11 protein-coding genes, 3 tRNA genes and 1 pseudogene are annotated in these 12,177 nt (G+C 73.9%); 6 read left to right on the forward strand and 9 right to left on the reverse strand.

Annotation, left to right across the window (positions count from 1 at the left end):
• Positions 1-13 precede the first annotated feature (13 nt).
• Positions 14-2,374: an SCO7613 C-terminal domain-containing membrane protein gene (locus B085_RS0140085; protein ID WP_234018756.1), complete on the forward strand. Its 2,361-nt coding sequence runs from the start codon at positions 14-16 to the stop codon at positions 2,372-2,374.
• Between the two features lie 261 nt (positions 2,375-2,635).
• Here the strand turns inward: B085_RS0140085 and B085_RS46335 are convergent, their stop codons facing one another.
• The 4 genes and pseudogenes from B085_RS46335 to B085_RS0140110 form a co-directional block, all read right to left on the reverse strand.
• Complete coding sequence (locus tag B085_RS46335) at positions 2,636-3,370, reverse strand: HAD family hydrolase (protein WP_063741138.1); 735 nt, start codon at positions 3,368-3,370, stop codon at positions 2,636-2,638.
• Positions 3,371-3,868: 498 nt separating this feature from the next.
• Positions 3,869-4,598 (reverse strand): annotated as a pseudogene (locus B085_RS47945) (carbohydrate ABC transporter permease); the annotation flags it as partial.
• A gap of 828 nt (positions 4,599-5,426) precedes the next feature.
• Positions 5,427-5,498: transfer RNA gene (locus B085_RS0140105), tRNA-Val, on the reverse strand.
• An 89-nt stretch (positions 5,499-5,587) separates the two neighbouring features.
• Positions 5,588-6,073: a TIGR02611 family protein gene (locus B085_RS0140110; protein WP_026251931.1), complete on the reverse strand. Its 486-nt coding sequence runs from the start codon at positions 6,071-6,073 to the stop codon at positions 5,588-5,590.
• 190 nt (positions 6,074-6,263) lie between these two features.
• Between B085_RS0140110 and B085_RS0140115 the strand changes: the two genes are divergently transcribed.
• A complete protein-coding gene (locus B085_RS0140115; protein WP_003959770.1) occupies positions 6,264-6,677 on the forward strand; it encodes an SsgA family sporulation/cell division regulator in 414 nt (137 codons plus the stop codon).
• A gap of 156 nt (positions 6,678-6,833) precedes the next feature.
• Positions 6,834-7,418, forward strand: coding sequence for a CGNR zinc finger domain-containing protein (locus tag B085_RS0140120; protein WP_018564239.1), 585 nt, complete (start codon positions 6,834-6,836; stop codon positions 7,416-7,418).
• Here B085_RS0140120 and B085_RS51570 read toward each other — a convergent pair.
• A complete protein-coding gene (locus tag B085_RS51570) occupies positions 7,397-7,531 on the reverse strand; it encodes a hypothetical protein (RefSeq protein ID WP_018564240.1) in 135 nt (44 codons plus the stop codon). The genes B085_RS0140120 and B085_RS51570 overlap by 22 nt on opposite strands.
• A 143-nt stretch (positions 7,532-7,674) precedes the next feature.
• Positions 7,675-8,121 carry a hypothetical protein gene (locus B085_RS0140130; RefSeq protein WP_018564241.1) on the reverse strand — a complete coding sequence of 149 codons (447 nt, stop codon included), beginning with the start codon at positions 8,119-8,121 and terminating at the stop codon, positions 7,675-7,677.
• A 126-nt stretch (positions 8,122-8,247) separates the two neighbouring features.
• On the opposite strand from B085_RS0140130, the gene B085_RS0140135 reads away from it, so the two are divergent.
• Entirely contained in the window at positions 8,248-8,754 is a 507-nt protein-coding gene (locus B085_RS0140135) for a DsbA family protein (RefSeq protein ID WP_018564242.1), read from the forward strand.
• Positions 8,755-8,904: 150 nt separating this feature from the next.
• Here the strand turns inward: B085_RS0140135 and B085_RS0140140 are convergent, their stop codons facing one another.
• The 3 genes from B085_RS0140140 to B085_RS0140150 form a co-directional block, all read right to left on the reverse strand.
• Positions 8,905-9,750: a GNAT family N-acetyltransferase gene (locus B085_RS0140140; protein ID WP_018564243.1), complete on the reverse strand. Its 846-nt coding sequence runs from the start codon at positions 9,748-9,750 to the stop codon at positions 8,905-8,907.
• Between the two features lie 64 nt (positions 9,751-9,814).
• On the reverse strand, positions 9,815-10,678 hold the full coding sequence (locus B085_RS0140145; RefSeq protein WP_018564244.1) for an aminotransferase class IV: 864 nt from the start codon (positions 10,676-10,678) through the stop codon (positions 9,815-9,817).
• Entirely contained in the window at positions 10,665-11,732 is a 1,068-nt protein-coding gene (locus B085_RS0140150) for a chorismate-binding protein (protein ID WP_018564245.1), read from the reverse strand. Before B085_RS0140150 ends, B085_RS0140145 begins: the two co-directional genes overlap by 14 nt.
• A gap of 202 nt (positions 11,733-11,934) precedes the next feature.
• Here B085_RS0140150 and B085_RS0140155 point away from each other — a divergent pair.
• Positions 11,935-12,007, forward strand: a tRNA-Gly gene (locus B085_RS0140155).
• 27 nt (positions 12,008-12,034) lie between these two features.
• Positions 12,035-12,105 (forward strand) — tRNA-Cys (locus B085_RS0140160).
• Positions 12,106-12,177: the final 72 nt, after the last annotated feature.

Below are 12,177 nucleotides of genomic sequence, written 5' to 3' on the forward strand. Positions count from 1 at the left end.
CACACTCCGAGCCATGGAGACGATGCCCCCGCCGCACGACCGCTGCCCCGCATGCGGCACCCCTCTGCCCGCGGCGCCGCCGCCGGCCGCGTGCCCGCGTTGCGCGCTGCCCCTGGTCGGGCCGGTCGCCGTGGAACTGCGCGAGACCGACCGCGCGCTCCTGCGGCTGGACGCCGAGCGCGGCCGCCTCCTCGTGCGCCGGGGGCAGTTGCTGGCGCAATTGCGGCCGCCGTACCCGCGGGCGCCGTGGGGCGCGGCCCCGGGCACGCCGTGGGGCGCCCCGCCGCGGCGCGAGACGTCGCCGCGCGCGGTGCAGAACCTGCTGCTCGCCCTGGGCGGCGTGCTGTTGGCTGTCGCCGCGATCGCGTTCACCGTCATCAGCTGGGGGAGGCTCGGCATCGGCGGCCGGGCCGCCGTCCTGGGCGTCCTGACGCTCGCCGCGACGGGCGTCCCCGTGCTGCTGCTGCGGCGCACGCTGAAGGCGACGGCCGAGGTGGTCGCCTGCCTCGGCCTCGTCCTGCTGCTGCTCGACGCGTACGCGCTGCACCGCGTGGCCTTCGCCGAAGCCGACGGGCTGCGCTACGCGGCCCTGTCGCTGGCCGCCGTCGCCGCGCTCTGGGCCGGGTACGGGAAGGCATTCGGGCCGCTCGTGCTGCCGGTGCCCTTCGCCGTGGCGATCGGTCAACTCCCCCTGGTGCTGTGGGCGTCGGCGGAGGAATCGGCGTACGGCATCGCGGCCGCCCTGCTCGCCACCGCCTCACTGGACGCGGCGGCCGCCCTCCTCACCGGCGGGCGCGGGACGCGTGTCACCGCCGCCGTCGCCGGCACGGCCGTCGGGGCGGCCGGGCTGCTCACCGCGGGCGGGCTCTCCGTCTCGGCGGGCGACGGCGGCGCGGCACTGCGCGCCGGCGCGCTGCTGCTGGGCGCCGCGGCGGTGGCCCTCGCCGTCGCACTGCGGCGGCCGGTGCCCGCCGCGGTGTCCGGGATCCTGGCCGGGGTCGCGGCGCTCGCGGCCGTGGGCGCCGCGGGCGGGGTCGTCCGGACCGGCGTGAGCGTCGACTGGATCGTGCCGGGGTACCTGGTGTGCGCGGTCGTCGTGCTGGGCACCGCGGCCTTCGCCGTCCCGAGCCGGCTGCGCCCGGTGGCCGCCGGTCTCGCGGCCGGCGCGGCCGCGGTGCACGCCCTGGCACTGCTGTGGGCGCTGCCCCCGCTGGCCGTGGGCGTGGTCACGCCCGACGCGTGGGAGGGCCCGTACAGCGCAGTCGCGGTGGCCGGCCTGCTCGCCGCCGAACTGGCCGCGGCGGCACGGCTGCACCGCGGCACCCCGTACGCCCCGCCCGCCGCCTCCGGCGCCCTGGTGTCGGCCGCGGTCGCCGTCTGCGCCCCCGGTCCGCTGCCCGTACGGCTCGTCGCCGTGGCCGCCCTGCTCGCGCTGTCGGCCAGGGCGCTCACCTGGACCGCCCTGGTGAGCGCGTGCGGGCTCGCCGCGACCGCCGTCGCCTGGGCCCACCCGGAGCGCACGACGACGCTCACCGTGCTCGCCGTGCTGCTGGCCTGCTTCGGCGCGCTGTACGCCGCCGCGTCGCGCACCCGCCCGGTGACCGCCTCCGCCGTCGTCGCCTGCGCTGCGGGCCTCGCCTGGACCGGACTGCCCGCCCACGCGGCGGCGTTCACCCTCCTCGCGATCGCCGCGGCCGCCCAGGCCGCCGCGCTCCGCGCCCCGGGACGCCCCTTCGAGCACCCCGGCCACGCCGCCGCCCTCCTCGGGATCGGCCTCGCGGCCGACGACCCGGCGCTGCTCGCCCTGGCACTGGCCCTCGCCGGTGTCCTCGCCGCGGCCGTCGCCGCGCTGCGCACCGACCGGCGCCGCCTCGGGTACGTCGCGACCTGCCTGATGATCGCGGCCAGTTGGGTGCGCCTCGCGGCGTCCGGCGTCGACACACCGGAGGCGTACACGCTCCCCGTCACGGTCGCCGCCCTGGCCGTCGGTGCGCTGCGGCGGCGCCGCGACCCCGCGTTCTCCTCCTGGGCCGCCTACGCCCCCGGGCTCGCCGCGACCCTCCTGCCGAGCCTCACCGCGGCCTGGGGCGACCCCGGCTGGGTCCGCCCCCTGTGCCTGGGCGCGGCCTCCCTGGCCGTCATGCTCCTCGGCGCCCACCACCGCCTGGCGGCGCCGCTCCTGCTGGGGGCGGGCGTGCTCGCGCTCGACGCGCTGCACGAGTTGGCCCCCTACATCGCCCAGGCCCTCGGCACGGTCCCCCGCTGGGTGCCGCTCGCCCTGGCCGGGGCCCTTCTGCTGGGGGTGGGGGCGACGTACGAGCGCCGCCTGCGGGATGTGCGGCGCGTGCGGGAGGCGCTGGGGCGCCTGCGGTAGTTCCTGTGCGGGTGGGTTGTGGTTGCGGCGCGTTGTCGTGTGCGGGTTGTCTGCGCCCGCGGCGGGCATCCCCCGCCCTGCCCCCAGCCTTCGGCCAGGGGTGCCCCCACCTCCCCCGCCGCCGGTGGGGGTGAGGAGGCGGTCCGGAGGGGCCGCACGTGCCCTACTGCGCCCCCACAGCCGTCACGCGCCCCACGAACGCAGGTCAGCGTCCACCCGTCTCCGGCCCGCTCTGTCGCCCGGCAACGACGAGAGGCAGTCTCAAGGGCGTACGTGGTCACGCAGTCCGCAGGAGGCGAGCACGAGGTGCAGTCGTTCCACGGTGGCCTGGGCGAGTGGCGGGAGCAGCAGTGTCGCGATGCCCGCCTCGACCGCCGCACCGTCATAGGCGGAACGGTCGCCCACCATAAGCGCCTCGCCCGGGCCCACCTTGAGCCCGTCCAGCGCCAGGCGGAAGATGGCGGGGTCGGGCTTGCAGACACCGTGCTCGAAGGAGAGCACGAACCGATCGACGTAACCGTCGAGGCCCGCCTTCACGAACCAGGGGCGGATGTCGAAGTGGACGTCACTGACAACGGCCACCCGTACCCCGGCGGCCTTCAGCGTCGCGAGTGTCCGCTCCACGTCCACCGCGAAGAGATCGACATCCGGCTGGGCCAGTTCGTCGTACAGGGCGTCCCTCAGCGCCTCGTCGATGCCGGCGGCCGAGACCCACCGGGCGAACCCCGCACGGTACGACTCCACGGACGCGTCCGCACCCCTCATCGCCTGCGCCACGTCCGGCTGCCCGATCGCCGCGTTGAGAGCCCCGCTGATCCGGCTCGCCTCGGACAGCGAGGCGTCCCGGCCAAGGCGCCGCAAGGCCCACTCGATCCACGCCCCGCCCTTGGGACCGGCCTGGTCCGGCCCCCACTTGGGGACGATGAGCGTTCCGACCCAGTCGAGAAGGGCGGCCTTGAAGGTGGGCGAGTGCCGACCGGGCGGAAGTTGTGTCACCTCGCCGGTATACCGGTGCCGCTTCGCGCGACGGAAGGGCACTCCCCCCATCACTCCCCTCCGGGCGTCGGTCGCCGAACGATACGGACCGCAGCCACATCCCACCCGCACGCCGCTGCGCGACCACCCCGGCCGCCCGCCCCGGACGGCCAGAGCACGGCAGTGCGAAGCCCCGTCACCACGAGGGCGACAGCGGCAAGCACGCTGACCCCGGAGCGGGCGACGGCCAGGTCGGGCCCGAGCAGCGCGAGGCCGCCCCACCGCACCAGCGTCCGGCCCCCGGCCGCCGCGAAGTCGTGCCAGGTGGACCGCTTCCCGTGCAGATGCCGACGCAGGGGTCCGCAGGCGGCGGCGAACGCCGGCGGCGCGGTGACGAGCGGCAGCGCCGCCACCACCCGCCACACCGGTCAGCAGGCACTCGGCGAACAGCGCGACCCGGGCCGCGGAGCGGCGACGTGCACCCCCGGCCGCGGCCAGGGGCGTCATCCCTTCAGCCCCGAGGTGCCGCTGGAAGGCGAGGAAGAAGAGGATGAGGACGGGCAGCGGGGCGACCAGCGACATGGCGACCATGCCGCCGTAGTCGGCCACGCTGTCCTGGTCGATGAACATCTTCAGCCCGAGCGGGACGGTGTAGCTGTCGGGCTCGTTCAGGTGCAGCAGGGGCCCGCGGAAATCGTTCCAGGACCATATGAACGTGAGGATGGCGCTGGTGATGCGTGCGGGCCGCACAAAGGGAGCACGATGCTCCAGAGGATGCGCGGATGCCCGCAGCCGTCGATGCGCGCGGCCTCGTCCTATTCCCGGGGGAGATTGCGCATGAATTGCGCCATGGGAAAGACGAAGAACGCGTCCGCGGCGAGATATTTCCCGAGCCACAACGGAACATAAGTGTTGATCAGATCGAGTCTCCGGAAGAGCGCGTCCTGCGGGATGATGCGCATTGGAAGGGCAGCAGCAGCGTCGAGCATCACCGCGAAGAGCAGGCTGCGCCCGGCGAAGCGGATCCGGGCGAAGGCGTAGGCCGCCGGCGAGCAGGAGATGAGCACGCCCGCCACCGAACAGACTTCCGGGACAGGCGAGTTGGTGAAGAAGGCGGAGACGGGGATGTCGGCGATGCCGCGGGTCGGCCAGGCAGCGGTTCGTGGCTGCCGACGATCTCGGCGCCTGGCTTGAACGAGGCCCCGACCAGCCACACCAACGGGTCGAGGATGACCGCGAGCAGGGCCAGGGCGCCCGCGTGCCAGGCGAGGGCGCGCGCCGTGCGCCGGGGGTCATCGGGCGGCCGTCCCTTCCTCGTAGTTGGCTCAGCGGCGCTGGGTGCGGAACGGCACCGCGGCCAGCAGGCCTCTCGGCGGCGTAGCGGACGATGAAGTCGTCCCGGGTGAAGTCGACGACGGAAAGGTCGCGCCGACCGAGGACTTGGGCTTGATCTGCTCGCTCTTCCTGGCCGGTCGTACAGGCACATGACCCCGCCGTTGTCGCTGGCGCCGCACTGGTCGCCCTCGGCGGCGCTGATCCCGTGGACGGTGGTGCCGAACGCGTCCCATGTCCAGCCGGCCGCGGGGGTGACGCCGACGCGCTCGAAGACCTCGGGGTCGTGGACGAGGGCGAAGGTGTTGCCGCCGACGGGGACCCCGAGCAGTCTGCCGTGGACCTCACCGGCCTCGTTCAGGCCGGCCCGGAAGGCGTCCATGCTGACATGGCCGGCCTTGACTCGCACAGGAAGGCGACGGAGTTCCGGAAGACGTCGGGGGCTTTGCGCCCGCGGCCAGGAAGAGCGCGAGCGTCTTCCGGATCAGCTCGGCACGGTCCCGTCGTCCGGATCGCCGCCACCGCCGCAGCCCGCCTGCGGCGCCAGCGCGGCGACCGCGGCCCCGTCCGCCCGCGGGGCCCGTGACCCGCGCACACTCCGCCGAACTCTCACGTCGATGCTGACGACGGAGAATGATGGAAAGCGCTTCCACGCGCCCACCCGAGGCACCGGGGGCCACCGCGGCCATCGGACACACGACGAGGGCCCGGAAGCCGCTGTCGGCTTCCGGGCCCTCGGTCCGGGTGGGCGATACTGGGATCGAACCAGTGACCCCTTCGGTGTGAACGAAGTGCTCTCCCGCTGAGCTAATCGCCCCGGTGCGGAGACAACATTACCGCATGTCAGCGGGTGCCCCGACCATCGTGGACGGCGCACCCCCGACGGCGGTGGGCCCTTCCGCGGCGTCACGAGTGCAGGTCGGCCTTCCACGGCATCACGAAGCCGAACCGCCACACGTAGTAACCCAGCAGCGCGCCGATGATCGCCAGCCCGATGACGGTCAGCGTCACGTTCCGCCGCCGCACCTTCGGGTCGAGTGCCTTCTGTGCCGCCTCGGTCACTTTGCGCTTCGTCCAGCGCAGCACCAGCTGGGCCCAGACGAACTCGGTCGCCCAGACCGCCATGCCGGCGAAGATCACCACCCAGCCGGGCCCCGGCAACGGGAGCAGGACCACGCCCGTCCCGACGATCGCCAGACCCACCAGGAAGACCCCGACCTGCCAGCTCACGTGCAGCGCGCGGGAGCGCCGGATGAAACCCGGTGCCCTCGACCCCAGCGGTCGCTCGGAGCCCTCGGGCTCCCCGTCCTCGCCGCCCCCGTCGCCCCCGTCACCGGGGGTCGCGGGATCCATGGCCACAGCCACCTCCCGCTCGTCACTCTCCGCAGTCATGCAGCCAAACTTACCCGAAGCCGCTTCGTCACCGGAATGGCTCGCCGGGGAGGAAAAGAACTCGGCCGGACGAGGTACCGGAACCCTCACAAACCCGTCAGAGGGGTTTACAACGTCCCCGCAGGTGGCATGTCGATTTCGCCGACGTGCGAATCCCCGAGCGCACACTGAGCGAAAGGCCCTGGCGCTTATGAACACCACGGTCAGCTGCGAGCTGCACCTGCGCCTCGTTGTGTCGAGCGAATCGTCACTGCCCGTACCCGCGGGCTTGCGGTACGACACGGCCGATCCCTACGCCGTGCACGCCACCTTCCACACCGGTGCCGAGGAGACAGTCGAATGGGTCTTCGCCCGCGACCTGCTCGCCGAAGGTCTGCACCGGCCCACCGGCACCGGCGACGTCCGGGTCTGGCCGTCCCGCAGCCACGGTCAGGGCGTCGTGTGCATCGCCCTCAGCTCTCCGGAGGGGGAGGCGCTGCTCGAGGCCCCTGCGCGGGCCCTGGAGTCGTTCCTCAAGCGGACCGACGCCGCGGTGCCCCCCGGCACCGAACACCGTCATTTCGACCTGGACACCGAGCTCTCGCACATCCTCGCCGAGAGCTGAGTCCACCGACCGTCCGTCGCCGTACGCATCTCGGGGGTACGGCGCGGACCCGACCTGCCGGAGCCGTCGTCGGGGAGCAGCGCGCTCCACGACGACGGCTCTCGCGCTAAAGTCACCGGAACGCCCGACCCACCAGGCCAGGGAGAGAGCGATTCCGTGCTGATCAACCATGACACCAGGTGCGCACTCGACTGCGTGGTGGATCTCATCAACACCACACCGGAGAGTGACGGCCGCGAGGGTCTGGCCGATCTCGCGGCGCTGCGCGCCTTCGTGGAGCGCAACGAGGTCAGCGACATCGGTTCGCTCGACGAGGACGACCTCGTCGCCGTGCGCGCCGTCCGGCAGCTCTTCACCCAGGTCTTCTCGGCGCCCGACACGCCCGAGGCCGCGGCGCTGATCAACTCCCTCGTCGCCGAGGCCGGCACCACGCCCCGGCTGACCGACCACGACGGCTACGACTGGCACGTCCACTACTTCGCCCCGGGCGCCTCCCTCGCCGACCACCTTGCGGCCGACTGCGGCATGGCCCTGGCGTTCCTCCTCGTCGCCGGGGAGCGGGAGCGGCTGCGCCGCTGCGACGCCCCGGACTGCCGGCGCGCCTTCGTGGACCTGTCACGGAACCGCTCACGCCGCTACTGCGACAGCCGCACCTGCGGCAACCGCCTCCACGTCGCCGCGTACCGGGCGCGCCGCCGCGAGGCCGTCGCCGTGCCGGCTCAGAACGGCCAGAGGTCGTAGAGACCGCCCAGGGCGAGCAGACCGCCGATCACGGTCAGGAACAGCATCAGCGGCGGCTGGGAGAGCGCGAAGAGGCAACCGCGTGGCTCGTCGTCGTCTGCTTCGGCTTGCATGGCCTTACGGTGTGCTCGGAGGGACGCGAACCCGCACAACCGTACGCCCCCGGGCATGCCAAATCGCGCTCAGGGGGCGGTAGTTGAAGTCCGCCACGGCGATGATGACCTACCCCCGCCACCCCCGGGCACCAACACGCCGCTCAGATCCCCCTGCGCTTGAGGATCTCCTCGATCTCACCGAATTCGGCCAGATCGGGATCGGTCTTCGCCGCCTTCGGGACCGGTTTCTTCCCTTGTGTCAGGGCCGGCGCCCCCGCGCCCGGAGCGACCGCCCGGCCCGGCTTCGCCTCAGGGACCGTCTTGCGGCGCCCGGCGACCCGTGCGAGGACGTACAGCACGACCGCCAGGGCGAGCACGGCGAAGCCCGCCCACACCGACGGCTTGAACACCAGGCCGGCGGCCCAGTCGGCGACGGCCCGGACCACCGTCCCGGCCAGCGAGACCAGGCCCGTCATGTACAGGCCGACGGGCAGCAGTGCCGCCGCCGCGATCATCGTCGCTCTGCGGAACCTGCGCCGGTAGGCGGTGAGCAGGGCGATCGCCAGGCCCGCCGCGGACAGCGCGACACACACGGTCGAGGTCAGCATGCGGAGCTCCTCCGAAGTGTTCTGCTCGCTCCATCGTGCACCCGCCCCCTGCCCCCGGGCCACGGCCCGGCGGCAACCTCAGGGTGATCTCCGGGGCGGCTCCTCCCCCGGTGGGAGACTGGCCCCATGAACGAAGCGACTCCCCGCACCGTCGTCCTCGAGTACTGGTGCGAACTCCAGTGTCCCGACTGCGCCGCCGCCCTGACCGACCTGCACGCCCTGCGCGAGCGCTACGGCGACACCCTGGAGGTGCAGTTGCGGCACTTCCCCCTGGAGAAGCACAAGCACTCCTACGCCGCCGCCCAGGCTGCGGAGGAGGCCTTCGCCCAGGGGCGCGGCTGGGAGTACGCGGAGGCGGTCCTCGCCCGCACCGAGGAACTGGGCGAGCGCGGCGAGGCGCTGCTGGTCGAGATCGCGGCCGACCTCGGGCTCGACGCGGAGGAGGTCGACACGGCGCTCGTCGACGGGCGGCATCTGCTCGTCGTCGACGCCGACCACGCCGAGGGCAAGGCCATCGGCGTCACCGGCACCCCCACCTACGTCATCTGCGGCGAGCGCCTCGACGGCGGCACGTCCCAGGAGGGCCTCCGCGCCCGCATCGAGTCCCTCGCGGACGCGGCCCTGGGCCGCTGACCGCCACCCGCCCCCCCGGTACGGGCCGCTGCCCCGCCGGCGCTCTCCCTCCCGGCCGAAGGCTGGGAAGGGAGAGCGGGGAGACCACCCGCCTCGGGCGCGCACAGCCCGCGCACACGGCGGCGAACCGCGATCGCGACCGCCGGGCACTCACACAAGCGGCTTCGCCAGATGCACTTCCGTCACCTCGTACCCCAGCTCGGCGTAGAGCCCCTCCGCCGCCTCGTTCCCGGCGAAGACGTTCAGCCCCAGCCGCTCCAGCCCGGCCGCCAGGCACTCCCGCTCCGCGCCGAGCATGAGCGTGCGCCCGTGGCCCCGCCCGCGGTGCCCCTCGGCGACCCGGACGTGGAAGACGAACCCCGTGCCCTCCTCGCCGCGCCCGACCCACAGATCCCCCACGGCCTCCCCCGCCGCGCCCCCGGCCCCGCCGGCCTCCAGCACCAGCAGCAGCGCGCCCGGCGTCGCGAGCCCCTCGGGGAGGGCGGCCCGGTCGTCCGCCTCCGCCTTGGCCAAGGCCTGCGCCTCGGGCACGCCGCGCCGCGTCCAGGACCGTACGTACTCGTCCCGCTTACGGGCCGACCACCCCGGGTACTCCGCCTCGGTCATGGGCCGTACGACGCTGCCCTCCGGCAGCGCCGGCGGTACGTCGGGCAGCGCCTTGAGCATGCTCCGGTTGCGGACGGTGTAGCCCAGCACGCCGGCGAGCCGGAGCGCGGCCGTGTCCTGTGCCCGCACGGAGACCTCGATACGGCGGCAGCCCCATCCGCGCAGCACCTCCTCCGCGGCGAGGGCCGCGACCGTGCCGCGGCCGCGGCGCTGATGGTCGTGGTCGATCCGCAGCGCGACGATGCGCCCGGCCTCCGGTCCGAACCGGGCGTCGGTGGACAGGGTGGTCTGCCCCACCGGGCGCCCGTTGACGCAGACGTGGAAGCGGCGGGCGCGCACTCCGCCGTGCCGTCGCTGCTCGGGCCCGGCCGGGCGCAGGGTGGTGGTCATGGTGTGGAGTTCTACCGGGTCGCCGCGGTCACGTCACGGGTTCGGCCGCCGGGGACGCCCCGGCTCAGGGGTTCGGGTGCTCCGCGGACCGCTCCGCGAAGACCCGCATGGCCTTGGCCGTGACCGGGCCGGGGCGGGCTCCGGTGGCCAGTTCGCGGTCGTCGACCCGGTGGACGCCCTGGACGTCGCGGAGCGAGGAGGTCACGAAGATCTCCTCCGCCTCGCCGAGCGCCTCGAACGGCAAATCGGCCTCCTCGGCGCCCGCCCAGTCGATGACGAGCTCCCGGGTGATCCCGGCGAGGCAGCCCGAGGCGAGCGGCGGGGTGAGCAGCTTGCCCCCGAGGACGACGAAGACGTTGGAGCCGGTGCCCTCGCACAGGCGCCCCTGCGTGTTGGCGAACAGCGCCTCGGAGGCGCCGTGCTGGTGGGCGCGGGCCAGCGCCACGACGTTCTCCCCGTACGAGGTGGTCTTCAGCCCCGCCAGGGCGCCCTTCTCGTTGCGGGTCCAGGGGACGGTGACGACGGCCGTCGTGTCGGGGCGGACGGTCGCGGCGCCGAGGGCGACGACCAGGGTGGGGCCGGTGGTGCCGCGCTCGGAGCCGAGCGGCGAGGTGCCGCCGGTGTAGGTGACGCGCAGCCGGCCGTGCGGAAGCGGGTTGGCGGCGAGGACGGCCTCGCAGGCGTGGCGCACCTCGTCCCGGTCGGGCTCGGGCAGGCCGAGGCCGCGCGCGGAGCGGGCCAGCCGGCGCAGGTGGCGGTCCATCGCGAACGCGGTGCCCCCGGTGGCCTTGAGCGTCTCGAAGACGCCGTCCCCGACGGTCAGGCCGTGGTCCATGACGGACACGGACGCCTCGTCGGTCTCGCGCAGCGCGCCGTTGACCCAGATCGCGCCCGCGGTGGTCGTGCTCACGGTGTCACTCTGCCCCATGGTTCCGTTCGCCTTCGTTCGAGTCGTACGTACCCGACGCTACCGCCAGCAGCCGGGAGGCCTTCAGTTCCGTCTCGTCCCACTCCCGCTCGGGATCGGAGCCCCAGGTGATCCCCGCGCCGGTGCCGAAGCGCAGCACGGGGCCGCCGGGGGCTGCGCGGTCGATCCAGAAGGTGCGGATGCCCACGGCGAGCTCGCCGGTGCCGCGGTCGGCGTCGACCCAGCCGATGCCGCCGCAGTAGGGGCCGCGGGGTGCGGTCTCCAGTTCGGCGATGACGCGCAGGGCGCTGGACTTGGGCGCGCCAGTGACGGACCCCGGCGGGAACGCGGCGCCCAGCAGATCGGCCCAGCCGGCGCCCTCGCGCAGTTCGCCGCGCACGGTGGAGACGAGGTGGACCAGGCCGGGGTGCTTCTCCACGACGCAGAGGTCGGGGACGGTGACCGTGCCCGTGGCGCAGACCTGGCCGAGGTCGTTGCGGACCAGGTCGACGATCATGACGTTCTCGGCGTGGTCCTTGGGCAGCAGGTCGGCCTCGGTGCGGCCGGTGCCCTTGATCGGCCCGGACTCGACGATGTCGCCGCGGCGGCGCAGGAAGAGTTCGGGCGAGGCGCTGGCCACCTCTATGCCGTGCCCGGGAAGCCGGACCGTCCCGGCGTGCGGGGCGGGGTTGCCGCGGGCGAGGACGTCCGCGAGGGCGTCGATGTCGGCGTCCGGGTCGGGCAGCGGCGCCGTGAGCACCCGGCAGAGGTTGGCCTGGTAGACCTCGCCCGCCGCGATGTACTCGCGGACGCGGCGCACTCCCGCGGTGTACGCGGCGCGGTCCAGCGAGGACGTCCAGTCGCCGCGGGCGGGGCCCTTCCAGAGCCGGCGGGGGGCCGCCCTCGCGGGTTCCGGCCGTACGGTCCCGAAGCGCGCGCAGACCGTCCCGCCCTCGAAACCGGCGACCACGGCCCAGAAGCCGGAGGAGTCCAGCGCGGCGGGGTCGGTGGTGACATCCCGCAGGTCGGAGGCGACGAGGCCGCCGAATCTGGCGAGGGGCTCGAGGTCGGGCACGGGGCTTCCCAGGTCGGTCCGGTAGGGCGAGTGCGAGTCTAGGTCGGCGGCGACGGGCGAGATGCGCTGGTCACCGACCCGGCACGCTGCGGAAACGCGTTTTGGTGGCGGAGCCGTAATCCGCTAGAGTTCAACTCGTCGCCGGGACGCGCAAGCGCCTCGGCGAAGGTCCCGCCCGGGTGCGAGCTCCGGGGGAGACACTGCGGACGTGGCTCAGTTGGTAGAGCATCACCTTGCCAAGGTGAGGGTCGCGAGTTCGAATCTCGTCGTCCGCTCGAAGTGGGGGTCACCGCCCCCGCGCTGGTGGAGTGGCCGAGAGGCGAGGCAACGGCCTGCAAAGCCGTCTACACGGGTTCAAATCCCGTCTCCACCTCTGCGGACGATTAGCTCAGCGGGAGAGCGCTTCCCTGACACGGAAGAGGTCACTGGTTCAATCCCAGTATCG

The sequence above is a fragment of the Streptomyces sp. BoleA5 genome, from assembly GCF_000373665.1.
Classification (GTDB): Bacteria; Actinomycetota; Actinomycetes; order Streptomycetales; family Streptomycetaceae; genus Actinacidiphila.

Coding starts and splice junctions, on each gene's coding strand:
- B085_RS0140085 (WP_234018756.1), top strand. CDS start 14: ATGGAGACGATGCCCCCGCCGCACGACCGCTGCCCCGCATGCGGCACC.
- B085_RS0140110 (WP_026251931.1), bottom strand. CDS start 6,073: ATGACTGCGGAGAGTGACGAGCGGGAGGTGGCTGTGGCCATGGATCCC.
- B085_RS0140115 (WP_003959770.1), top strand. CDS start 6,264: ATGAACACCACGGTCAGCTGCGAGCTGCACCTGCGCCTCGTTGTGTCG.
- B085_RS51570 (WP_018564240.1), bottom strand. CDS start 7,531: ATGCAAGCCGAAGCAGACGACGACGAGCCACGCGGTTGCCTCTTCGCG.
- B085_RS0140130 (WP_018564241.1), bottom strand. CDS start 8,121: ATGCTGACCTCGACCGTGTGTGTCGCGCTGTCCGCGGCGGGCCTGGCG.
- B085_RS0140135 (WP_018564242.1), top strand. CDS start 8,248: ATGAACGAAGCGACTCCCCGCACCGTCGTCCTCGAGTACTGGTGCGAA.
- B085_RS0140140 (WP_018564243.1), bottom strand. CDS start 9,750: ATGACCACCACCCTGCGCCCGGCCGGGCCCGAGCAGCGACGGCACGGC.
- B085_RS0140145 (WP_018564244.1), bottom strand. CDS start 10,678: ATGGGGCAGAGTGACACCGTGAGCACGACCACCGCGGGCGCGATCTGG.